23 protein-coding genes and 1 other annotated feature are annotated in these 23,929 nt (G+C 47.6%); of the genes, 21 read left to right on the forward strand and 2 right to left on the reverse strand.

The genetic code is table 11. The features are described from left to right. The first annotated feature begins 32 nt into the window (after window positions 1-32). On the forward strand, window positions 33-683 hold the full coding sequence (locus tag BBR47_RS00575) for a class I SAM-dependent methyltransferase (RefSeq protein WP_012683860.1): 651 nt from the start codon (window positions 33-35) through the stop codon (window positions 681-683). Window positions 684-743: 60 nt separating this feature from the next. Here BBR47_RS00575 and BBR47_RS00580 read toward each other — a convergent pair whose 3' ends face one another. Continuing rightward, complete coding sequence (locus BBR47_RS00580) at window positions 744-992, reverse strand: AbrB/MazE/SpoVT family DNA-binding domain-containing protein (protein ID WP_007719913.1); 249 nt, start codon at window positions 990-992, stop codon at window positions 744-746. Window positions 993-1,436: 444 nt separating this feature from the next. Continuing rightward, window positions 1,437-1,690 (forward strand) — a binding site (T-box leader). 57 nt (window positions 1,691-1,747) lie between these two features. Here BBR47_RS00580 and metG point away from each other — a divergent pair. From metG to spoVG, 11 genes are all read left to right on the forward strand, one after another. Then, window positions 1,748-3,775, forward strand: coding sequence for a methionine--tRNA ligase (gene metG / locus BBR47_RS00590; protein WP_012683861.1), 2,028 nt, complete (start codon window positions 1,748-1,750; stop codon window positions 3,773-3,775). Window positions 3,776-3,802: 27 nt separating this feature from the next. Further along, complete coding sequence (locus tag BBR47_RS00595) at window positions 3,803-4,573, forward strand: TatD family hydrolase (protein WP_012683862.1); 771 nt, start codon at window positions 3,803-3,805, stop codon at window positions 4,571-4,573. 358 nt (window positions 4,574-4,931) lie between these two features. Beyond that, window positions 4,932-6,029 (forward strand): 3D domain-containing protein, encoded by a 1,098-nt coding sequence (locus BBR47_RS00600; RefSeq protein WP_012683863.1) that lies wholly within the window; start codon window positions 4,932-4,934, stop codon window positions 6,027-6,029. Between the two features lie 170 nt (window positions 6,030-6,199). Further along, window positions 6,200-6,748 (forward strand): ribonuclease M5, encoded by a 549-nt coding sequence (rnmV, locus tag BBR47_RS00605; protein WP_012683864.1) that lies wholly within the window; start codon window positions 6,200-6,202, stop codon window positions 6,746-6,748. 3 nt (window positions 6,749-6,751) lie between these two features. After that, window positions 6,752-7,645, forward strand: a complete 894-nt coding sequence (rsmA, locus tag BBR47_RS00610) for a 16S rRNA (adenine(1518)-N(6)/adenine(1519)-N(6))-dimethyltransferase RsmA (RefSeq protein WP_012683865.1) — start codon at window positions 6,752-6,754, stop codon at window positions 7,643-7,645. A gap of 215 nt (window positions 7,646-7,860) precedes the next feature. Further along, window positions 7,861-8,133 (forward strand): biofilm formation stimulator Veg, encoded by a 273-nt coding sequence (veg, locus tag BBR47_RS00615; protein WP_005830485.1) that lies wholly within the window; start codon window positions 7,861-7,863, stop codon window positions 8,131-8,133. 117 nt (window positions 8,134-8,250) lie between these two features. Further along, window positions 8,251-8,430 carry a small, acid-soluble spore protein, alpha/beta type gene (locus tag BBR47_RS00620; protein WP_012683866.1) on the forward strand — a complete coding sequence of 60 codons (180 nt, stop codon included), beginning with the start codon at window positions 8,251-8,253 and terminating at the stop codon, window positions 8,428-8,430. 214 nt (window positions 8,431-8,644) lie between these two features. Continuing rightward, window positions 8,645-9,523 (forward strand): 4-(cytidine 5'-diphospho)-2-C-methyl-D-erythritol kinase, encoded by an 879-nt coding sequence (ispE, locus tag BBR47_RS00625; RefSeq protein ID WP_012683867.1) that lies wholly within the window; start codon window positions 8,645-8,647, stop codon window positions 9,521-9,523. A 55-nt stretch (window positions 9,524-9,578) separates the two neighbouring features. After that, a complete protein-coding gene (gene purR / locus BBR47_RS00630) occupies window positions 9,579-10,412 on the forward strand; it encodes a pur operon repressor (RefSeq protein WP_012683868.1) in 834 nt (277 codons plus the stop codon). 6 nt (window positions 10,413-10,418) lie between these two features. After that, on the forward strand, window positions 10,419-10,799 hold the full coding sequence (locus BBR47_RS00635; RefSeq protein WP_012683869.1) for a RidA family protein: 381 nt from the start codon (window positions 10,419-10,421) through the stop codon (window positions 10,797-10,799). Between the two features lie 191 nt (window positions 10,800-10,990). After that, a complete protein-coding gene (gene spoVG / locus BBR47_RS00640) occupies window positions 10,991-11,278 on the forward strand; it encodes a septation regulator SpoVG (protein ID WP_007719936.1) in 288 nt (95 codons plus the stop codon). A gap of 54 nt (window positions 11,279-11,332) precedes the next feature. Here the strand turns inward: spoVG and BBR47_RS00645 are convergent, their stop codons facing one another. Next, complete coding sequence (locus BBR47_RS00645; RefSeq protein WP_012683870.1) at window positions 11,333-12,349, reverse strand: CobW family GTP-binding protein; 1,017 nt, start codon at window positions 12,347-12,349, stop codon at window positions 11,333-11,335. A gap of 195 nt (window positions 12,350-12,544) precedes the next feature. On the opposite strand from BBR47_RS00645, the gene glmU reads away from it, so the two are divergent. The 9 genes from glmU (at window position 12,545) to BBR47_RS00690 (ending at window position 23,922) form a co-directional block, all read left to right on the forward strand. Beyond that, window positions 12,545-13,930 carry a bifunctional UDP-N-acetylglucosamine diphosphorylase/glucosamine-1-phosphate N-acetyltransferase GlmU gene (gene glmU, locus BBR47_RS00650; RefSeq protein WP_012683871.1) on the forward strand — a complete coding sequence of 462 codons (1,386 nt, stop codon included), beginning with the start codon at window positions 12,545-12,547 and terminating at the stop codon, window positions 13,928-13,930. Between the two features lie 22 nt (window positions 13,931-13,952). After that, a complete protein-coding gene (locus BBR47_RS00655) occupies window positions 13,953-14,903 on the forward strand; it encodes a ribose-phosphate diphosphokinase (RefSeq protein WP_007726399.1) in 951 nt (316 codons plus the stop codon). 90 nt (window positions 14,904-14,993) lie between these two features. Further along, window positions 14,994-15,602, forward strand: a complete 609-nt coding sequence (locus BBR47_RS00660; RefSeq protein ID WP_012683872.1) for a 50S ribosomal protein L25 — start codon at window positions 14,994-14,996, stop codon at window positions 15,600-15,602. 104 nt (window positions 15,603-15,706) lie between these two features. Next, window positions 15,707-16,276, forward strand: a complete 570-nt coding sequence (pth, locus tag BBR47_RS00665) for an aminoacyl-tRNA hydrolase (protein ID WP_012683873.1) — start codon at window positions 15,707-15,709, stop codon at window positions 16,274-16,276. A gap of 61 nt (window positions 16,277-16,337) precedes the next feature. Beyond that, complete coding sequence (locus BBR47_RS00670; RefSeq protein WP_007726431.1) at window positions 16,338-16,568, forward strand: anti-sigma-F factor Fin; 231 nt, start codon at window positions 16,338-16,340, stop codon at window positions 16,566-16,568. A 146-nt stretch (window positions 16,569-16,714) separates the two neighbouring features. Further along, window positions 16,715-20,263, forward strand: a complete 3,549-nt coding sequence (mfd, locus tag BBR47_RS00675; protein ID WP_012683874.1) for a transcription-repair coupling factor — start codon at window positions 16,715-16,717, stop codon at window positions 20,261-20,263. Between the two features lie 40 nt (window positions 20,264-20,303). Continuing rightward, window positions 20,304-21,371 (forward strand): peptidylprolyl isomerase, encoded by a 1,068-nt coding sequence (locus tag BBR47_RS00680; RefSeq protein WP_012683875.1) that lies wholly within the window; start codon window positions 20,304-20,306, stop codon window positions 21,369-21,371. Between the two features lie 235 nt (window positions 21,372-21,606). Next, window positions 21,607-22,149 carry a stage V sporulation protein T gene (gene spoVT / locus BBR47_RS00685; protein ID WP_012683876.1) on the forward strand — a complete coding sequence of 181 codons (543 nt, stop codon included), beginning with the start codon at window positions 21,607-21,609 and terminating at the stop codon, window positions 22,147-22,149. Window positions 22,150-22,257: 108 nt separating this feature from the next. Next, complete coding sequence (locus BBR47_RS00690; protein ID WP_012683877.1) at window positions 22,258-23,922, forward strand: putative polysaccharide biosynthesis protein; 1,665 nt, start codon at window positions 22,258-22,260, stop codon at window positions 23,920-23,922. Window positions 23,923-23,929: the final 7 nt, after the last annotated feature.

Below are 23,929 nucleotides of genomic sequence, written 5' to 3' on the forward strand. Positions count from 1 at the left end.
GTTTTCGGAAGGAATGGAAGGGGGAATCAACAGTGGGTATACGTGATTCTCGTTTTATTGTGAATACAGATGAAAAAGACGATCACTTCATATTTACGCTGCCCGTTACATGGAACAGTAGACCGTACGAATATGCTTGGGCCAAACAGTTTGCCAATCCGAATGACGTTGTGCTTGATTCAGCTTGTGGGATCTGCCACCCATTCAAATTTTATTTAGCCGATCATTGCAGGGAAGTACACGCTTGTGATCTTGATAATCGGATACTATCTAAGGAAGCGATCTATCAAGATATTGTGGACGTATTTGGGAAAAGGGTAGCAGACAGCCTGCCTGTGCACTATTTTGATGGTATTCATTATTGTCGAGCCAATTTAACCTACTTGCCGTACTCAAATCAAAAGTTTGATACTGTATTTTGCATCTCTGTTCTCGAGCATCTCGAAGACCCGGTTATGGTGCAAGCATTCAGTGAATTTCACAGGGTGTTAAAAGACGATGGGCAGCTCGTGCTCACTTTTGATTACCCGCTAATCAATTTAGCTCGACTACAGCAAGTTTTGGCGGAGGTTGGATTACAGTTTTCTGGCGATGTATCCTTTGAAATGCCGACAGATGTGGTCTATTCTGATTTGTATGCGCTCAGGCTGTTCTTCTTCCGAGCGCTTTTGAAGAAAAAATAGCAAAAAAAAAGCCTTTGTGGGGCTCGTCCCACAAAGGCATGTTTATGTAATCAAATGATATTAGCGTTTAACAGGCATTTCTGTCAGGCAATCTTGGCACACAATTTTACCTTTAAAGTGAGATACTTTGTCAGCGTTTCCACAGAAGATACATGCAGGCTCATACTTTTTCAGGATGATGCGCTCTCCGTCAACGTAGATTTCCAAAGCATCTTTCTCAGCGATACCCAGAGTGCGGCGCAATTCGATTGGAATAACAACACGACCCAATTCATCTACTTTACGAACAATACCGGTTGATTTCATCATAGTTAAAATCTCCTCCCAAAATACTGTATATGTCGATGCTATTGTTATACACTCATCATTTATCGTCAATATTCGACATTTTCTGTTGGGATAATCATACCAGCCATTCCCAAAGGTGTCAACATGATTTTGACAATTCCTTGAAAAGCAAAATGTTTTTTCAAAACCGAAATGCTGTTAAATAGGTGTTTCTCAAAGTGTTGGAAAGGATATGGAAATTTTTATGGATAAAATTTACTGGGATTATTGGGTGTCGAATGAGTCGACGAATGTCGAAACCCAACAGATGATTCGACAAAAACCCCAAGTTTTCCCCTCTCTGCTTGTAATTTGTAAAGTTGGCATGAAGCGAGCGATAAAATCGCTTAGGAAGATGGGATTGTCGAGGATGTTTACAAAACAGGTTGGTCGTGTACAATAGAGGATAAATACAGCAAATGATACCAAACGACCATGATGGGAAGAGTAAGCCGATCTCCTTATTTCAGAGAGCCGGGGTAGCTGAAAACCGGTATAAGCGAGCAAGCTGAACATGGACCCTGAGTCTTGCAAATGAACAGTGACGGCATTGACCGTACCAAGTAGTTTGTGACGTATGCCCACGTTACGGGTGGAGTCATGTTTTGACTCACCAAGTCCGTTTTCCGTGAGGGGACGGAGTATTTGGGTGGTACCGCGAGATAGAGCTCGCCCCAATTTTTTGGGGTGGGCTTTTCCTTATTTTCATTAACGTAAACAGGAGGGGAATAGTTGCAATGAAACCTACTTATTACATTACAACACCGATCTACTATCCAAGTAACAAACTCCACATTGGTAACGCCTACACCACAATCGCGTGTGATGCTTTGGCACGTTATAAGCGTTTGCGCGGCTATGATGTGTATTACCTGACAGGGACAGATGAGCATGGTCAAAAGCTCCAAGAGCGTGCGGCTGAAGAGGGCAAACAACCGCTCGAATTCATCGACCCGATTGTCGATTGGGTAAAGGACCTGTGGGAAAAGCTGGACATCTCTTATGACGATTTCATCCGTACCACAGAGCCTCGTCATAAAGAAGTCGTACAAAAAGTGTTCCAGCGCCTGCTCGACCAAGGTGATATTTACTTGGGCGAATACGAGGGCTTCTACTGTGTACCTGACGAGGCATTTTGGACAGAGACTCAATGTAAAACGGATAATGGATATATTTGCCCAGACTGTGGACGCGAAGTGAAAAAAGTGAAGGAGAAAAACTACTTCTTCCGCATGTCCAAGTATCAGGACAGACTGCTTGCACACATTGAAGCAAACCCTGAATTTATTCAACCGGAGAGCCGCCGCAACGAAATGGTCAATAACTTCCTGAAACCAGGCCTCCAGGATTTGTCCGTATCCCGCAGTACATTTGACTGGGGAATCAAGGTGCCAACCGATCCAGAGCATGTTATTTACGTATGGATTGATGCATTGACGAACTATATTTCTGCTCTCGGGTATTTGTCCGAAGACGACAGCAAATATCGTAACTTCTGGCCAGCCAATGTTCATATGGTTGGAAAAGACATTTTGCGCTTCCATACGATCTACTGGCCAATCCTGTTGATGGCACTGGACATCCCGTTGCCAAAACAAATTTTTGGTCATGGCTGGCTTCTGATGCCGGATGGAAAAATGTCGAAATCCAAGGGCAATGTCATTGACCCGAAGGTTTTGATTGACCGTTACGGTTCTGACGGCGTTCGCTACTTCCTGCTTCGTGAAATCAACTTCGGTCAGGATGGTATCTTCACGCCAGAATCGTTCGTACAGCGCCTGAACTACGACTTGGCTAATGACATCGGAAACCTGCTCAGCCGTACCGCTACGATGATTGAGAAATATTTCGATGGTATCGTTCCAGCACCACAGGATGCAGGAGAGCCGGATGACAGCTTGATCGGCCTTGCGATGAAAACGAAGGCGCTGGTGGAAGAGCACATGGAAGAAATGCGCTTCTCCAATGCACTGGCTCACATCTGGGAGCTGGTGGGACGTACAAACAAATACATCGACGAGACCATGCCTTGGAATTTGGCGAAATCCGAAGAAACCAAAGGTCGTCTGGCAACCGTTATGTACAATTTGGTGGAAAGCATCCGCATTAGCTCCGTGCTCATCCAACCGTTCATGACCAAAGCACCAGCGAAAATTTGGGATCAACTGGGTATTTTGGGCAATGAAGAAGCAACCAACTGGGAATCTGCTAGTGTATGGGGTGGATTGCCTGCTGGAAGCACCGTTAGTCGAAAGGAACTGCTCTTCCCTCGTCTGGATGTTCAAGCGGAACTCGCTTTCATTGACGATTCGACAGCAGAGGCACGCCGCCAAGCGGAAGAAAACAAGAAAAAGCAAGCAGCTTTGAAAGGGGAAGCACCTGTGAGCGAAACAAACACCAACCAAACAGAAGCAGCAACTGACAAGCCAGCTGATGCAAAAGAAGAAATCAGCATCGACGATTTTGGAAAAGTAGAGCTGCGCGTCGCACAGGTAGTGGAATGTGCCAAGCATCCAAATGCAGACAAATTGTTGGTTCTGCAATTGGATCTCGGCTACGAGAAGCGCCAAGTAGTTTCTGGTATCGCGAAATACTACTCCCCGGAAGATATGGTCGGCAAAAAAGTGATCCTCGTAGCTAACCTGAAGCCAGTGAAGCTTCGTGGTGAGCTGTCCCAAGGAATGATCTTGGCAGCATCGGCAGGAGATCAGTTGACACTTGCGACTGTTGACCCAAGTATGCCAAACGGAGCAATCGTGAAGTAACGAGGGCAAGGAAAGGAAGGACCCATCTTGTTATTTGAAACCCATGCTCATCTAAATGCGAATGAATTCGATGAAGATCGTGCAGAAGTCATTGCTCGTGCGCAAGAAAATGGCGTCAGTACGATTGTGAACATCGGATTCAACGCTGAAACAATTCCAAGCTGCATGGATTTGGCTCATGCGTATGACTTTATTTACGCCGTCATCGGTTGGCATCCACAGGACGCCAAGGATATGACGGACGAACACCTGGAATGGATCGAGGAACTCAGTCGTGATCCGAAAGTAGTAGGATTGGGTGAAATGGGCTTGGACTACTACTGGGATACGTCGCCACGTGATGTGCAGGCAGAGGTATTCCGCAAGCAGATTCGTCTGGCTCGCAAGCTCGACATGCCGATCATCATCCACAATCGCGATGCACACCAAGATGTTTTGACGATCCTGAAGGAAGAGAAGGCAGCAGATGTTGGCGGCATCATGCACTGCTTCTCCGGCAGCTGGGAAACAGCGAAGCAGGCACTCGATATGAATTTTTATATTTCGTTCGGTGGTCCGCTTACGTTCAAAAATGCCAAGCAGCCAAAAGAAGTAGCAGCGAAGGTACCGCTAGACAAGTTGTTGATAGAGACAGATTGCCCATATCTCACTCCGCATCCTTTCCGCGGAAAGCGAAATGAGAGTGGATATGTGCGTTACGTCTGTGAGGAAATGGCGAACATTCATGGATTGTCTTACGAGGAAATGGCGCAAATTACCGCAGACAACGCCAGACGTCTTTTTCGCATGAACGGTTAATAAAAACGGGAAATCACGATTGATCACGTGATTTCCCGTTTTTTTGTGTGAAGTAACCAGGTTCTACTCGATTTTGTCGACGCATACGATGAACAATGTGTCGAACGATTATTGTCCATCCGACATGGCTTCTCGACAGGTTTCTGCTACCATTCGCCAAGCCTATTTTGCTAGTCTGATACCATTATCGTTTCAGCCAAAAGGGAGGGTAAATTTGACAAAGGAGAGAAAGTGAAATACAATCAAAGCCGACCTTGTGAAGTACCGGCCACTTCCAGAATATTAGTGCAATTACATCGACCCTTACCTGGCTAGACAAGAAGAGCCTTGTGCTTTTCTAGGAAAAGGAGTGTGGGAAATGGAGTTACGCGCGATATGGGAAAGGTATAAGAATCGTGGGCTCGTCATGTTTGGCTGCCTTGCTCTTGTGCTCGTTCCCATGATTGGCTATTTCTCTGCCCAGGCTACTCAGCCAAAACAGGTCACTTTTTCGATGGACGGAGAAAGCAAGACGGTCGCTACAAAAGCCACGACTGTTGAGCAGTTCTTAACCGAGCGAAACATTACGGTAACGGAAAAGGATTCCCTTCAACCGACACCAGAGACGAAGCTAAAAGACGGAGCACTCATTACTTTATATACGACCTGGTCCATACCAATCCAGGTTGACGGGCAGAAAAAAACGATAGAGACACTTAGTCGTGATGTTGCTGGTGCGTTGAAGGACGGCGGCATCGTGCTAGGTGAGAAGGACCGGGTAGAACCGGCATTGACCGCTACACTTACCAAGGACTCCTCGATCAGCGTAAAGCGAATTGTTGAGAAAATGGTAAAAGTCGATGAGCGAGTCACCTTTCAAGAAATACGCAAAAATGATCCAGCGCTGGAAAAAGGTAAGAGCCGCGTATTACAGAGCGGGCAAGAAGGTAAGGCAATTGCACACTACAAGCTAATCATGGAAGATGGGAAAGAAGTCTCCCGTGATCTGGTCAAAAGAGATGTACTTGTACCGAAGAAAGATAATGTTGTAGCCGTGGGTACCGCAATCCCAATGTTGCAGAAAAAGGGTCAACCAGATCGGGTCCTGGTTGCTTCTGCAGCGGGTCCGGTCTCGCGTGGTGGAAAAGTATTTAGGCCGAAAAAAGTACTGAACGGGGTTACCCTGACCGCTTATACTCCTTCGGGAGGTGGCAAACACCCAAGCTCTCCGGGATATGGACGCACATCAACAGGGGCAAAAGCCAAGGTAGGTCACACAATCGCTGTAGATCCTAACGTCATTCCGTATGGATGGTGGGTGTACATTGAAGGTGTTGGGTATCGTCGAGCTGAAGATACGGGTGGTGCCATGAAAGGTGGCAAAATCGATGTATTCGTAGGCACGGAGTCCGAGGCGAGGAATTTCGGTCGCAAGCGCAACAAAACTGTATATATTATTGGACCACAGAAGCCTTAGGACAGGAGCGATTGCTCCTGTTCTTCTGTTTCCTAGATGGTTATTGTGATAAGCTGTTTGTTAGTTAGACGATCCTGTTTACCAAATGTTTCATGTATTTTTTGCTTGAGGTACGGTTTTTTTTGGAACAATAGTATCGTACCGATTTTGTACGAAAGTGGGAGCACATGATGAAGATCAAGGAAGTCATCGTGGTCGAAGGACGAGACGATACCGCAACGATCAAGCGCGCGGTTAATGCCGATACGATTGAAACTGGCGGTTCTGCCATTCATAAAAGAACGATTGAAAAAATCAGGCTGGCGCAACAAAAGCGCGGTGTTATTATTTTCACAGACCCTGATTATCAAGGGGAGCGTATCCGAAAAATTATTAGCAAGTCAGTTCCAGGCTGTAAGCACGCATTTATTACCCAGGAGGATGGGACCAAAAAGGGCGACATCGGTGTCGAAAATGCGACACCTGACGTGATTATTCGTGCGCTCTCAGAAGTGCGTACCGAAATGGCGGAAACGGCTGGGGAGATTACCTCTGACGACTTGTTGGCAAATGGCCTGACGTCCGGTGTAGATGCCAAAGAACGCAGAATCAAGCTGGGAGAAGCATTGGGGATCGGATATGCCAACGCCAAGCAAATGCTGCAGCGGCTCAATGCCTTCCAAATCAGTCGAGCAGAATTCGAAGCGGCCATTGCGGCCATCAACAAAGAGAGGGAGTAAGCCATGACCCAAATAGCGGGCAAGGATATTGCCACACCGACGCGTACAAAAGAGATATTGGAGAAGTACGGCTTTGCTTTTAAGAAGAGTCTGGGCCAAAACTTCCTGATAGACACCAACATTTTACACAACATTGTTTCAGAGGCAGACCTCACCAAGGAAAAGGGAGCGATTGAGATTGGGCCCGGTATCGGTGCTCTAACGGAGCAATTGGGACGAGCAGCCAAAAAAGTGATGGCGATCGAAATCGACCAGCGACTTTTGCCTATTTTGCAGGACACGCTGTCACCCTATGAAAATATTGAAGTCGTTCATGGGGACGTACTGGGGCTGGATCTGAAGAAGTTAATAGAAGAAAAGATGACAGGAGTGGAAAAGCTGAGCGTAGTGGCGAATTTGCCTTACTATGTGACGACACCGATCCTGATGAAGCTGCTGGAAGAGAGATTGCCCCTCGAGAACATCGTAGTTATGATTCAAAAGGAAGTGGCAGAGAGAATTGCAGCCAAACCAGGAACGAAAGACTATGGCTCTCTGTCAGTCGCAGCTCAATTCTATGCAGATACAGAAGTAGCGATGATTGTGCCTGCAAGTGTGTTTATCCCGCGTCCGAATGTCGACTCGGCAGTGATTCGTTTAAAGGTAAGAGATCGTCCGCCAGTGGAAGTAGATGATCAGGACGTGTTTTTCCGGGTGGTACGTTGCTCGTTTGCACAGCGCCGCAAGACATTGTTGAACAACCTAATGAATGGACTGTTTCCTAAAACCCAAAAGGATGAAGTAATACAGATGCTCACCGACATCGGGATCGATCCGACCCGACGTGGTGAAACACTCAGTTTGGACGAATTTGCCCGCCTAGCGAACGAAGGTATGCGCCGCGGACTGATTACGTAAATCGTGTAGACAACCCCCTTATTTTTGGGCGCGATCCCCCAGAAAGGGGGTTTTTGCGTATTTATGCCCTTTATGCATATCTTTTGACAAATATCTACGTTTTTTATGAAAAAAACCCCGTTGACAAAATATCTGCAGGGTTGCTATAATTTTTTATTTCTTTGACAAAATATAAGTGAGCTGTTATAATAGATGTAAGCGAGGTGGATGGAACAATGGCAAGAAACGCGTTACTTGACATTAAACGTAGTTTGGACGGACACATTGGTGAGCGCATCCTGCTGAAGGCTAATGGCGGTCGCCGCAAAACCGTTGAACGTAGTGGCATCCTCGAAGAAACTTACCCATCTGTGTTTGTGGTAAAGCTGGATGACGACCAACTCTTTGAGCGGGTATCTTACAGCTATGCTGACATCTTGACGGAAACAGTAGAATTGACGGTGTGCCGCGAAAACGAGCACATCCGCATCACATTTGTACAACAGTAGAGCCCTTTTGGGTTCTACTGTTTTGTTTTTTATATCGAAAAGCTCTGAACATTTGGTTCAGGCAATAAAAGTAGCGGTATGGAGCACACTAAGCCTGTCAACGAGAAGGAGGGTGCTATGGGTCGCAGACGAGGACTGATGTCAGAGCAGTTTAAGATGGAACTGGCCAAAGAGCTTGGGTTTTACGATACGGTAAAATCCGAGGGTTGGGGAGGCATCACGACACGGGACGCGGGTAACATGGTCAAGCGCGCTGTTCAGCTTGCTGAGGAAGCATTAGCCGCTAAGCGATTGTAACGTTTGGGTTTGAACGTACGGACGTTTCTCACCATAAAAACTCGTTGACAAGGCCGGGGTATCCCGGCTTTTTTTCTGGAAAGAGGGCTGAATTTTCGAAATACCCATAATGCTCTCGATCCTATTCTTTTTAATTGATCAAGTGGCATGGGAGAGTTTGCCTATGCTACAATAAGAAACTAGGAAATTTAGAAAGTAGGCAGAGGTGAATTACGTGCGTATCTCGGTCAAAGCTCCGGCCAAAATTAATTTGACTCTCGATGTGCTTGCCAAACGGCCGGACGGTTATCACGAAGTAGAAATGGTGATGACAACCGTAGACTTGGCAGATCGTGTGGACATGACTCTACGCGAAGATGGTGAGATTACGCTGGACTGTTCTGCCAGCTTCGTACCAGATGATATCCGTAACCATGCATATAAAGCGGCAACGCTCATGAAAGCAAAATTTCAAGTACGCCAGGGCGTACACTTGTATATCGACAAGCAAATACCTGTTGCAGCTGGACTGGCAGGTGGCAGCAGTGATGCAGCGGCAACACTACGCGGCTTGAACCAATTATGGAATCTCGGGTTGACCAGAGATGAGCTGGCTAAAATCGGAGCGGAGATTGGCTCTGATGTGCCATTTTGCGTTTATGGTGGAACAGCGCTGGCGACGGGGCGTGGCGAACAGATTGCGCATCTGGGAGCTCCTGCACCGTGCTGGGTCATTCTAGCCAAGCCGCCTATCGGAGTATCTACCCCAGATGTATACGGCAACTTGCGTGTGGCCCAGATCGACAATCATCCTGATACCAAACAGATGCTGCAAGCCATCGCGACGCAAGACTTTTCACTCATGTGCCAATCTCTTGGGAATGTGCTGGAGAACGTTACACTCTCGCTCCATCCACAAGTAAGACAGATCAAGGATCTCATGATCGCGTCAGGAGCAGATGGTGTCCTGATGTCTGGCAGCGGCCCTACTGTGTTTGCTCTTGTGCAAAAGGAAGCGAAAGTGCATCGGATCTACAACGCGTTGCGAGGTTTTGTCAAAGATGTGTTTGTTGTCCGAATGTTAGGCGCTCAAGAAGGGGAAATACTTGCATAAACCCGTATGGAAATGATACATTATCAGCATAATATTCGGTTTTGGAGGAAGAGCCATGAAGAAATTGCGCAGAAGTGCACGTCTGGTTGACATGACGCAGCACTTGCTCGCCCATCCCCATACGCTGACTCCTCTCACTCTGTTCGCGGAACAATACGGCGCAGCGAAATCATCCATCAGTGAAGACTTGTCTATCATCAAAGAGGCTTTTGAAGTCCAAGGGGTAGGCTTGTTGAAAACGGTGGCGGGAGCGGCAGGCGGAGTGAAGTATATTCCACAGGTCAAAACGGAAGAGGCCCTTCACTTCATGCGCGAACTGATTGGTCAACTCGCTAATCCAGAGAGACTTTTGCCAGGTGGATACTTGTACATGTCAGACATTCTTGGAAATCCACAAACGATGGCGAAGATCGGAAAGCTCTTTGCAACGGCTTATGCGGATAAAAATGTGGATGTCGTCATGACGGTGGAAACAAAGGGGATTCCACTTGCGTATGCGACGGCTATGTTTTTGAATGTACCTGTTGTGATTGTGCGCCGTGACAACAAGGTGACGGAAGGTTCAGTAGTGAGCATTAACTATGTATCGGGTTCCAGTAAACGAATCCAAACCATGTCACTCGCTCGCCGCGGTTTGGCCGAGCAGTCTCGTGTCCTCATTGTGGACGACTTTATGAAAGCTGGCGGGACGCTGCGGGGCATGATTGATTTGTTGCAGGAATTCCGTGCAACCGTTGTGGGATGCGGCGTACTGGTAGAAACGACAGCGGATGTTTCTGAGCGTTTGGTAGATGAATACGTATCGCTTGCAAAACTGCAGGATGTAGACTTCAAGGGCAAGCAAATTGAAATAGAGCTAGGCAGTTTTTTTGAAAAAAGAGGGGAGTAGATAGGTATGGCAATCTCTTTTGTTTCAACTGACAAGGCTCCTGCCGCTATTGGTCCTTACAGCCAAGCTGCAAAGGTAGGTCCATTTCTTTTTGCATCAGGTCAAATTCCGCTGCGTGCAGACGGCACTTTGGTAGAGGGTGACGTCGTGGAGCAAACCCATCAGGTTTTTTCCAACATTCAAGCGGTACTGGCAGAGGCCGGTGGCAGCCTGACGAACGTAGTGAAGGCGACTGTATTCATCAAGGACATGAATGATTTTGGTCAACTGAACGAAGTGTACGGTCAATATTTCGGTGATCACAAGCCAGCTCGCTCTACTGTGGAAGTGGCACGACTGCCGCGTGACGTAAAAGTTGAAATCGAAATTGTAGCTTATATCGAATAGAAAATAATGGAAAAACGGCCCGATGCCACGCGCATTGGGCTTTTTTTGTACTTGCAGAAAATGTTTCCAAAAAATGACATATAAACATATTTATATATTTTTTCAAATATTGCATAATGGTAAGCAGGAATATTTACCCAGCGGGTGGAAATAATCCTAAACGCGTTACATAGATAAAGGGAGTGAACTAGATGGAAGTAACAGACGTAAGACTTCGCCGAGTGAATACGGATGGTAGGATGAAAGCGATTGCATCCATTACAATTGACCATGAGTTTGTGGTTCATGATATCCGTGTCATTGACGGAAACAATGGTATGTTTGTAGCTATGCCGAGCAAGCGTACACCAGATGGAGAATTCCGTGATATTGCACATCCGATTTCTTCGACTACCCGTGAAAAAATCCAGGCAGCAGTACTAACAGAATACGACCGCGTAGGTCAAGAGGAAGAGAGCACTATCGAAGCTGGTGCTTAAAAAGTCCTGAACACAAAGCACCCTGTCACTTGCGGCAGGGTGCTTCGGCGTCCGTTAACCATAACATTTGATTAGATCGTTCAAAATAATTTCTCGGTCCATTCCTTCCCCGATGAAGACAGCTACCATTTTCGGTCCGAAATTTTCAAAAGGGAACAGGAGCACCTGATTATCGGTATGTTGAAACGAGATCAGCTCGGGCTTTCCGTGGAACTGGACGTAGCCTTTTGCCCGATAGACGTTTTTGGGAAGATCGTACAGAAAGTCCTCGAATTTTTTCGCGTCTACGGGCCCGGTGAATACATAGGAAAACGTTTCGATACTATTGTAGAGAGAAGGTTGGCTTGTTTTTAGGCCAAGGGATTGCTTGAGCCTGTCCATCGTTGGCATTCGGCCGATGCTTTTCTGTACAGCAATGGGGCGGCTTATCTCGTTGCCTGGCGATCGCTCATGAACGGTGCGTTTGACTGACAAAAGCCGGGAGACTTCTATTTTTGCCTGAACAGTAGCGTGTATGGGTGCAGTCGGATTGATTTCACTGAGCTTTTGACGCACTCGCTCTATGACATCAGGACTAGTCAAATCGGTTTTGTTCAAAAGAAGCAGGTCTGCGTAGCGCACTTGATTTCGAATCGTTTTGACCAGAGTGGCAGTCGAGGAGAATCGTGAGTTGAGGTCGAGAAAACGAGAGGCGTCGACAACACTAATGGTCCCTTTTAACTCCAGTCGATCATACAGCTCTGGATGGGTAATCGTATCGATGACATCGAGTGGATCGGCTACGCCAGTAGTCTCGATGAGGATTCGGTCTGGCGCAATGGTGTTCATAATATCTTTTAAGCCTTCCGTTAGCTCGCCTTTGATCGAGCAGCATATGCAACCATCGAGCATTTTTTTGACAGGAAAGCCGAAGCCTTGCAATTGTTCCCCGTCAATATCTTCTTCCCCCATTTCATTCATCAAGACGACTACTTTCTGGTCTGTAATGCGCAAATGAGTCAGCCATTTTTGCAAAAGGGTGGTTTTTCCGCTTCCTAAGTACCCAGTCAGCAAGTATACCTCTGCGCTCATCTCATCCTACCTCCTTCAAATAACCCCTTTCGCCCAACAATATATCACATTTCTGTCAGAAAATTAAATGTTGTCTGGCTTGTGTCTAACTACTGGCAATGCAAGGAATCAGGGAGAATCCTGTATCGATTGTCTTGAAATTCACATATGAATTAGGATATAGTCATTGTGGAACTTCTACGATGGAGGGTTGACATGTCTAAGATCCATGCCGTGGTTCTGGCTGCTGGTCAGGGTACACGGATGAAATCGAAGCTGTACAAAGTCCTGCACCCTGTGTGCGGAAAGCCAATGGTTCAGCATGTAGTCGATACGATGGCGTCCATGCAGGTTCAGGATATCGTTGTCGTCGTAGGTCATGGTGCTGACGCTGTCCGTGCCAAGCTAGGCGAGGACGTCACTTATGCACTGCAAGAAGAACAGTTGGGAACGGCCCATGCCGTTTCGCAGGCAGCGCCGTTTTTACAAGATAAAGAAGGCACTACGTTTCTTTTATATGGAGACGTTCCCCTCTTGTCAGCGACTACGTTGTCGGCCTTGCTGACCTATCACGAGGAGCAGCAAGCGGCTGCAACTGTATTAACCGCCGTGTTACCTGACGCAACAGGTTATGGGCGTATCGTGCGCAATGAGGCGGGCGAAGTATTGCGAATCGTGGAACATAAAGACGCTTCGGAAGCGGAACGGGCGATCAGAGAAATTAATACGGGCATATACTGCTATGACAACCGAAAATTGTGGAAAGCCTTGGCGGAAGTGAAAAATGACAACGCACAAGGCGAATACTATGTAACAGACGTTGTCGGTATTTTGCGTGATGCAGGTGAAAAGGTAGTGGGGTACGAAGCGATTGACCCAGAGGAAACATTGGGTGTGAACGATCGTGTGCAGCTATCGGAAGCAGAAGCCTACATGAAAAAACGTATTATGACTGGTCACATGCGAAATGGTGTGACAATCATCGACCCAACTTCTACGTACATCGAAACTGATGTGAAGATTGAGGCAGATACCGTGATTCACCCAGGTTCTTTCCTGCGTGGACAAACAACCGTTGGAGCTGATTGTGTCATCGGACCCCAAGCGGATCTGACGAATGTAGAAGTAGCGAGTGGCGTGACTATTTCTTACTCGGTGATGGTTGATTCGCGTGTAGAAAGCGATTCTTCTGTCGGGCCATTTGCTTATGTTCGACCAGGATCACAGATTGGAAGCAACGCCAAAATCGGTGATTTCGTGGAATTGAAAAATGCGAAAATTGGTGACGGTACGAAGGTTCCACATCTCAGCTATGTAGGAGATGCGGAAATCGGAGACGGAGTCAATATTGGTTGTGGAACGATTACCGTTAACTACGATGGGGCAGTGAAGCATAAAACAACAGTAAAAGATGGGGCATTCATCGGATGCAATAGCAATCTGGTTGCACCAGTTACAGTTGGACAAAATGCTTATGTAGCTGCAGGATCGACCATTAATCAAGATGTGCCAGATAATGCGCTTGCGATCGCTCGTGAGCGTCAAGTAAATAAAATCGATTACGCGAACAAAATGCCTCGCAAGGGCAAAAAGCAATCATAAACGGGAGGTTCTTGAGAAGATCATGGCTAACTACCGCGACCCAAAACTGAAGGTATTTACGTGCAACGCAAACCCGGAACTGGCAAAAGAAATCGCTGAACACATCGGCGTACCACTCGGAAACGCACAAGTAGTGCGCTTTAGTGATGGCGAATGCCAACTCAAACTCAATGAAAGCGTTCGCGGTTGTGACGTATTTGTCATTCAGCCAACATCTGCTCCCGTTAATGAGCATCTGATGGAGCTTTTGGTGATGGTCGATGCATTGAAGCGCGCTTCGGCTAAGAGCATCAACGTGGTCATTCCTTACTACGGTTATGCTCGTCAAGATCGTAAAGCACGTGCACGCGATCCAATCACAGCCAAGCTGGTTGCTAACCTGATCGAGACTGCAGGTGCACAACGTGTGATTACGATGGATCTGCACGCAACACAAATCCAAGGCTTCTTCGATATTCCAGTAGATCATCTGCTGGGTGTGCCTATCCTAGGTAAACACTTCTCTGAAAAAGGTCTGAAAGATATCGTTGTCGTATCTCCAGATCACGGTGGAGTGACCCGTGCTCGTAAATTGGCAGAACGTCTGGAAGCGCCTATTGCCATTATTGACAAACGTCGCCCAGAACCAAACGTAGCCGAAGTAATGAACATCGTGGGTAACATCGAAGGCAAAACAGCGATCATCATCGACGATATTATCGATACCGCTGGAACGATCACACTGGCTGCAAGTGCACTTGTAGAAGCAGGCGCACGTGAAGTATATGCATGCTGCACGCACCCAGTTCTGTCTGGTCCTGCTATTGAGCGTATTGCTAACTCAAAGATCAAGGAACTGATTGTGACCAACTCGATTCCGCTGACAGAAGAACAAATTATCGATAAGATTACCGTTCTTTCCGTAGCGCCAATCATTGGTGAAGCAATCATTCGTGTTCACGAAGAGCTTTCCGTAAGCAAGTTGTTCGATTAATATACAATCCCCTCTTTGGGGGTTGAACTAAACCTCCGATGGACAAGCTAGTGAGGAAACTTTTACTAGCGGTCCGAAGGAGGTTTTTTTGTGGAACAATTACAGGCACAGTCTCGCGAAAAAAAGACAGGCAATGCTGTAAAGGTGCTGCGTAACGAAGGCTGGGTTCCTGGTATTATGTATGGAAGCGAAGTGGGCAATAAGCCGATTCAGGTCAAAGGAAGAGAGCTGGATGCGGCCCTGCGTCAGCAGTCGACGAACAAGCCATTCCGGTTAAGTGTAGACGGGAACACGCATGATGTTATGGTTTATGAGCTGCAACGGCATCCTTTGCAGGGGAACATTTTGCATGCAGATTTTAAGAAGATCAATATGAATGAAAAAATACACACGTCTGTCCCTGTCCTTATGACAGGAGATCCGGAATTGGGTGTAGCTACCCTTGTCCGCCACAGTGTGGAAGTGACTTGCTTGCCAGGTAATATACCAGAATCGTTCCTAGTCGATGTCGACGGGTTCAACATCGGGGATGTCGTGTTGGTAGGGGATTTGACAGTTCCGCCAGGTGTGGAGCTGGGGCTTGATTCCACGGAAGTGTTGATCAGTGTCCTGCCAGTTAAGGCCAAGTCGGAAGAATCGATTGATGCGGAGCAAGAAGCAGAAGCAGTGGCTGAAAAAGCAGGAACCGCGAACGAATAAAATAGGGCATGAAAAAGCAGGGCGAGGTGATTTCATCTCTGCCCTTTTCCTTTTGTTCACGTGACCATTGGAGTACAATGGGAAGAGAGTAGGAGGGAATAAGTGTGAAAGTCATAATTGGATTGGGTAATCCCGGCAAAAAATATGAAGACACCAGACATAATGCTGGCTTTATGGCCATAGATAAGATTAGCGACAAATGGGGAATTCCTGTTACACAAAACAAGTTTCGCGCACTCGTGGGCGAAGGCCGAATCGAGGGCGAGAAGGTGCTGCTGGTGAAGCCTCAGACGTACATGAATCTCTCCGGTGAATCGGTTGCGGAAGTCCTGAAGTTTTACAAGCTCATTCCGGACGATCTCGTCGTCATCTACGACGATCTTGATTTGCCGACGGGCCATCTACGTCTGCGAGAAAAAGGCAGCGCTGGTGGACACAACGGCATCAAGTCGATGATTCAGCATTTGGGCACACAGGAGTTTAAACGAATCAAGGTCGGAATCAGTCGTCCTGAACCAGGGCGGAGCGTCAGCGACTATGTTTTGAATACGTTTCCAGTGGCGGAAAGAGCCGACATTCAAGAAGCGGTGAGCTTGGCTGCTGATGCATGCGCCATGTGGACAAGAGAGTCGTTTTTAAAGGTCATGAACCATTTCAACAGCTTGAAGAAGTAGTATGATTTCCCACCCATTCGTCCATACTAACCGATAGGAACAGTATGGGGGTGGTATGTGCATGAGCATACGCTATACATGTCGTTGCTGCGGCATGAAGATTGCAGAATTTGACGAATCGCAAGTAACAGAAGCGCAACTCGGGTTTGATTCCTTGACCCCGGAGGAACGTGCTCTTATAATATCGAGAGAACAAAGTGGAGATACGGTCGTCAGCATCACGTGCGACTATTGCCGTGAAGCGCTGATTCAGCATCCAGAGCTTTCGCTAGTCGGAAACCCACTTCAATAAGTGGATACGCATTAGGGAGGCTTGCACTGACAAGGCCTTAGCTTGGGGAGCTAAGGCTTCTTTTCGCATGGCTGACCTGCGGTTGTTGTGAGCGTAAGCGAAGCTCTGATTTTAGTTGACAGAAGAATTAGAGAGGGGATTAGTGAATGCAAGTCATCATTAACCCGATGAAACAGGACACGAACGTCGGGACAATCGTGGCTGGTTTGGAGAAGGGGCTACATGAGCAGCTTGTCTCTGGCTTAGCTGGTTCCGCCCGGCAAGTATTGATGGCGTCATTGCAACAAATGGCAGATCGTCCGGTCTGTGTAGTGACGCATAACATGTACCAAGCACAAAAAGTATACGAAGATTTGATCGAGTTGGTTCCCTCTGATCAGGTGTTGCTTTATCCCGGTAATGAGCTGATTGGCTCTGAGCTTGCTATTGCCAGCCCTGAAATGCTGGCGCAGCGAATTCATGTATTCAACCGTCTGGCCCAAGGCTTTACGGGTTTTTTGGTTGCCCCTTTTGCTGGCTTGCGTCGCTTGGTCGTTCCCCCGCAAGTATGGAAGGAAGCGCAGATTCAGTTATCCGTCGGTAATGAGCTCGATATCGAGTCCTTTTTGCTCCGATGTATTGAGCTTGGCTATGAGCGAGTGGACATGGTTGAGCGCAAGGGAGAAATGAGTATTCGCGGTGGAATTATCGACTTGTATCCGATTGATTCGGAGTGGCCAGTGCGGATCGAGCTTTTTGATGTAGAGATCGACTCGATCCGTACGTTTGACATGCTCTCCCAACGGTCATTGGAATCGGTCCAGACATATATTCTTGGTCCAGCAAAAGAAATGATTGCTTCGACTCCGTTATTGCAGGAATCAGCTGTTCGCTTAGAACAAAAGCTGGGAGAAACCCTCGCCAATTTGAAGGATGGGGCTGCCAAGGAAAAAGTCATGGAGCGAATCGGCTCTGATGCAGAGAGAATGAAGCAGGGACAGCGTTTTGCACAGCTGTATTCGTACATCTCTGTCATTTACCCGACGGGTGATACATTGTTGTCCTATATGCCTTCCGATACCTTGCTGCTCGTTGATGAGCCTTCCCGTGTGTTGGATACGGCAGCGCAACTGCAAAAAGAAGAAGGGGAATGGCTGACGGGACGCATCATTCAGGGCGAATATATGTCCAATCTCAGCCTGTCGCGTACGTACGACGAGATCGTGTCGACGAAAAAGCGCCAGATCGTTTACCTCTCCCTATTTTTGAGACAATCACCGAAGACCCAGCCGCAAAACATCGTAAATCTGACTTGTCGTACCATGCAAAACTTCCATGGACAGATGAACGTACTGAAAACAGAGCTGGCCCGTTGGAAGAAGTCCCAGGATCAGATCGTCTTTGTCGCAGCTGATTTGGAGCGTGCGAAGCGACTGGAGCGTGTCCTGCATGACTACGAAATGGAAGCGGATGTTTTAACAGAAGCAGTCGAGACAGTACCTCCAGGGCGTCCTACGATCATTTTAGGAAACCTCCAGACAGGCTTTGAGCTTCCGCTAAACAAGCTGGTTGTTATTACGGAAGGTGAAGTGTTTACCGCGAAACAGCGCAAGGCGCGCAAAGTTCAGCAGACGATGAACAATGCGGAGCGTATCAAAAACTATCTCGAGCTCAAGCCCGGTGATTTCGTCGTGCACGTGAATCACGGGATTGGAAAATACCTTGGAATTGAAACCAAGGAAATTCTCGGAATTCATAAAGATTACCTTCATATTCAATACGCAGCAGGAGACAGTCTGTTTGTTCCTATTGATCAAATCGACCATGTGCAGAAGTACGTGGCGAGTGAAGAGGCACAGCCGAAGATTTACAGCTTGGGCGGCAGTGAGTGGAAACGCGTCAAAAACAAAGTCCAGTCGTCTGTAAAGGATATCGCCGAAGATTTGATCAAGCTGTACGCAGCCCGCGAATCTGCTGTCGGTCACACATTCTCTCCCGACACGACAGAGCAGCGTGAATTTGAGGCGATGTTCCCGTATCAAGAAACACAAGACCAGCTCCGCGCGATTTCGGAAGTGAAAGCGGACATGGAGCGCAAACGTCCGATGGATCGCCTCGTTTGTGGGGACGTAGGTTACGGGAAGACTGAGGTTGCGATTCGTGCTGCCTTCAAGGCTGTCATGGACGGAAAACAGGTAGCCGTTTTGGTTCCAACTACGATTCTGGCGCAGCAGCATTACGAGACGTTCCGTGAACGTTTTGCGGAATATCCGATCCGCGTGGAGGTATTGAGTCGATTCCGTTCGCGCAAGGAGCAGAATGCCACACTAAAAGGCCTGAAGGAAGGCACAGTCGATGTCGTCATCGGTACGCACCGTCTACTTTCCAAAGACCTGACATTCCGTGAGCTCGGTCTGTTAATCGTAGACGAGGAGCAGCGCTTTGGTGTGAGCCACAAGGAAAAGCTGAAGCAGATCAAAACGAATGTGGATGTTATGACTCTGACCGCTACGCCGATTCCACGTACCTTGCACATGTCGATGCTCGGTGTGCGTGATTTGTCAGTCATCGAAACGCCGCCAGAAAATCGTTTTCCGGTGCAGACGTATGTGATGGATTACAGCCCTGCTCTCGTTCGCGAAGCGATTGAGCGTGAGATGGCTCGTGATGGGCAAGTGTTCTTCCTCTACAACCAAGTACAGGGAATCGAACAGATGGCGGAGCAGATTTCGATGCTCGTTCCTGACGCACGCATCGCTGTAGCGCATGGACAGATGAACGAAAGCGAGCTGGAAGGCGTCATTCTCGACTTTTTGGAAGGGAATTTTGACGTATTGGTCAGCACGACGATCATTGAGACCGGGGTGGACATCCCGAACGTCAATACGCTGATTATTTACAATGCAGATAAAATGGGCTTGTCTCAGCTGTATCAGCTGCGTGGACGTGTAGGTCGTTCCAATCGAATTGCGTACGCATACTTTACGTATCAACGGGACAAGGTGCTGACAGAGGTAGCGGAAAAACGTCTGCAAGCCATTAAGGAATTTACCGAGCTCGGCTCTGGTTTCAAGATCGCGATGCGAGACTTGTCCATTCGTGGAGCGGGTAATTTGCTGGGCGCGGAGCAGCATGGTTTTATTAATACGGTTGGTTTCGACTTGTATAGCCAGATGCTGAAAGAAGCCATTGATGAGCTGAAGGGCGAAGTCAAACACGAAATTGTCACACCTGTGGAGATCAACCTGCAACTGGATGCCTATATTCCGTCGATGTACATTACGGACAGCCGACAGAAAATCGAGATGTACAAAAAGTTTGTCGCGGTGTCTACCTTGGAAGACGTCGACGATTTGGCAGAGGAGCTGCTAGACCGTTTTGGACCAGTTCCGAAGCCGGTTGATAATCTGTTGACCATTTCCCGTTTGCGTGTGTATGCCTTGAAGCACCATATCACCGAAATTAGCCAGAAGAATCCAGACGAGATTAAATTGTTACTGCACCCTAGTCAGAACAACAATATCGATGGTGGAGCGCTGTTTGCGCTTACCAGTAACTGGAGCAAGAGGGTTGGGCTGTCGGGTGGACAACAGATCACGATTGCTGTTAAAGTAAAGGGGTTAAAAGAAGATGAGGGCGTGCAGTTGGTTGAAAAGCTGCTGCGTCAATTTCACCAGGTGCGAAGAGACACCGGTACGGAGAGCCCTGTGTCTTAACTGACAAAATGGGCTTGCCTGAGAAGGGAGAACCTTATTTATGAAACGTTCTGTAGCGATTCTATCTTCGGCTGTTCTGGTCGTGGCACTCATGACTGGTTGCGGTGGAAAAGCAGAAGAAGCGAAGCAAGACTCAAAAACTCCAGCGAATCAGACAGATGGCAGCAATCAAGCTGCTAATGATCCTTTGGTACAATTCCCTAAACTCACTCTGCCTTACGCAGCAGACCAGAAAGCGGTCATTGTGGAGTATCAAGGAGGAACTGTAACAGGAAAAGAGTTCGAAGAGTTCCTGCGTGTCATTAACTTCATGAATCCACAACAAGGTACCATGATTGAAATGGCTGATAGCAAATCACTGAAGGCTTTTGCCCGTGAGTTCACAGCTACCAAGGTTTTGGCTAGCCGTTCCGACGACGCTATGAAAAAAGAGTCTAAAGAACTCGCTGAGAAAACTTTCGAGAAAATCAAAACACAGTACATGAGCTTTTTGGGCAAGGATGAAGCTCAGTTCAACAAGCTCATGGATGGCCAAGGCGTAACCAAGGACATGATTCTCAATCAGATGGACTTGATCAATCAGTCCATCAATGTGATGAAAAAGAATATCGACGATGCTACGCTGAAGCAAACCTATGATCAAATGGACAAAGCTTCCCGTACCGTTGCTTCTGTTCGCCACATCCTGATCTCTACCGAAAAGCGCACACCAGAAGAGGCGTTGAAAATCTCCAACGACTTGGAAGCGCGCTTGAAAAAGGGTGAGGACTTCGCGAAGCTGGCAACAGAGTTCACAGATGACCCAGGCAGCAAGCAGTCTGGGGGCTTGTACGAAAATGCGGATGTAACGCAATGGGTACCAGAATTTAAAGAAGCATCCCTGACACAAAAAGTCGGCGAAGTTGGACCGCCAGTAAAAACTAATTTTGGTTACCATATTATTAAGGTCGAGAATCGCAAAGAAAAGACCTTTGATGAGATGAAAGAACAGCTCCGCGCGAGTTCTTTGGAGAAAGCGTACGATACTTTCGCCAAGACCGAGCTGGACAAGCTCATTACGAAATTCAACATCCCGCAGTCCAAAAATGATGCTCCAGCAAAAAAATAAGAAGTCCGAAGAAAACAGGGAATTCGTTTCCCTGTTTTTTCGTTTTCTCGCATATTCTTCAAACGTGGGCAAATACTATTATCACTCGCTACCACCCGGGGGAGAGTAATTGAAGTAACTGGCAAAAATTGATACCATCACCCATAGTTAAAATTAGAATTTGAGGAAAAAATACAACTAACCAACCACCATCTATTCACTACCCACTTCTTACGGGAAAGCGAGGCAACAAGACATGAAAGCAACTGGTATCGTTCGTCGAATTGACGACCTCGGTCGGGTCGTGATTCCTAAGGAGATTCGTCGTACACTGCGCATTCGTGAGGGCGACCCGCTTGAGATTTTCGTGGATCGTGACGGAGAAGTCATTCTCAAAAAGTATTCACCGATTGGAGAATTGGGTGATTTTGCAAAAGAGTACGCCGACTCTTTGTATGAAAGCATGAATCATACCGTACTGATTTCAGACAGGGATACTGTCATTGCTGTGGCAGGGGCCTCCAAAAAGGAATACTTGGAGAAACCAATTGGTAGCATTGTTGAGAAGTGCTTGGAGGAAAGAAAGACCAGACTGGAGAAAAACGCAGGCTCTTATGAAATTTGTCGTGATTTGAACGAGACGATGGGCTCGTTCGTCATCGCACCGATTGTTGCAGGAGGCGATCCAATCGGGTCCGTGATCCTCCTCAACAAAAACGAGTCAACGAAGATGAGTGATTTGGAGATCAAAATGTCGGAAACAGCGGCCGGTTTCCTGGCAAAGCAGATGGAGCAGTAAGATCGCTCAGCAAAAACAGCCTCGTACCCCGGGGCTGTTTTTCTTGTGCCTATGGCCTTGTGGTATAATGAACGAAGTTTTAGGTTGGAGAGGAGAAATTTCACTCACATGGGTCAAGAAAAAGCTTCCGTTCAATTTGTGAAAGGCGCGGCGATACTTGGAATTGCCGGTCTTGTCTCCAAGCTTTTAGGCGCTGTATACCGCATCCCATACCAAAACATTGCCGGAGATATCGGCTTGTACGTATATATGCAAGTATACCCGCTGTATACCGCTTTGTTGATTCTAGCGACGGCGGGTTTCCCCATTGCCATTTCCAAGATCGTCTCCGAGCGCGTCGCTGTCGGGGATGCGATCGGGGCACGCAGGGCGTTTCGAGTAGCCAGTATATCGCTGGTCGTTCTCGGGATCTTTTTCTTCTTACTGTTATATGGAGGGGCACCTATTATTGCCAGTATGATGGGTGATGAGCATTTGATTACCCCGCTCCGAGCGGTAGCTTGGTCACTGCCATTGGTACCGATGGCTGCGATCCTGCGCGGCTATTTTCAGGGGCATCAAAACATGATGCCGACTGGCGTCTCTCAGGTTGCTGAGCAGTTCATTCGCGTGATTTTCATTCTAGTTGCTGCATTCTGGGCGATGAACGTGTATCAGGACCCTTACCTGGCAGGTACAGGTGCCGTTTTTGCTGCTTTTCCAGGTGCCATTGCAGCAATTCTCGTCTTGCTTTGGTATTGGAGAGCGGACAAGAAGATGGGGCAGCTGTCCATGGGTCAGGTTCAGCAATCATCCGTGCAACCGTGGACCAATCGTCAAATACTTCGTCATCTCTTGACCTATGCCGTTCCGATTTGTATGGGCGCTCTGGTTCTGCCGCTTGTTCCGCTTGTAGACTCGATGACCGTCGTCAATATACTGCAATGGAGCGGGACCCCAGAGGACTTGGCCAAGCTTTTGAAGGGTGCATTTGACCGTGGTCAACCACTCATTCAGTTTGGTACGTTTTTTGCCACGTCCTTGTCGCTGGCGTTAGTGCCTGCGATCAGTGAAGCTGTTGCCCAGCGTCAGCATCAATTGATCTCTCATCGTTCCGAAGTGGCGATTCGACTGACCTTTCTGCTGGGATTGCCTGCTTCCTTTGGACTTGCTCTGTTGGCGGAGCCGATCAACGTCATGCTCTACGGAGATAGCAACGGTACCGAGGCCCTCGCTGTACAGTCCTTCACGATTATTTTCGCCACGGTGAGTATTGCTAGCGCGGGAATTTTGCAAGGCTTGGGGCGTGTAATGCGACCTGCCCGCAACCTGTTTATTGGTGTATTGGTGAAGCTCATCCTCAATCTGGCACTCGTCCCGTTCTGGGGTATCTCTGGTGCAGCAGTGTCCACCGTTTTAGCTTATTTGGTTGCCATGGGACTAAACGTTTTAGCGGTAATCAAATACACGGGAGCAAACATTGGATTCCGTCAAACAGTGAAAAAGCCATTTGTGTCTGTCGTTGTGATGTCGATTGTCGTGTTGATTGTGGAGTGGCTCGCTAATACAGTGCTGGCCAGTGCCGGACTTTCCAATCGCTTGTTCTATACGCTGGTAGGCTTGATTGCTGTCGCTTTAGGAGCATTGTTCTATTTGCTGGCGCTTTTGAAAACGGGTGGACTCACGAGAAGCGATATTCAATTTTTGCCAAAAGGAAAGCGAATTGCTTCGCTGTTAACGAAATACAAGCTCCTCCCAGCGGAGAAGGCGAGAATGAACGAAAAGGAGGCGTGACAAGTGG

It is taken from the genome of Brevibacillus brevis NBRC 100599, from assembly GCF_000010165.1.
Taxonomy (GTDB): Bacteria; Bacillota; Bacilli; order Brevibacillales; family Brevibacillaceae; genus Brevibacillus; species Brevibacillus brevis_D.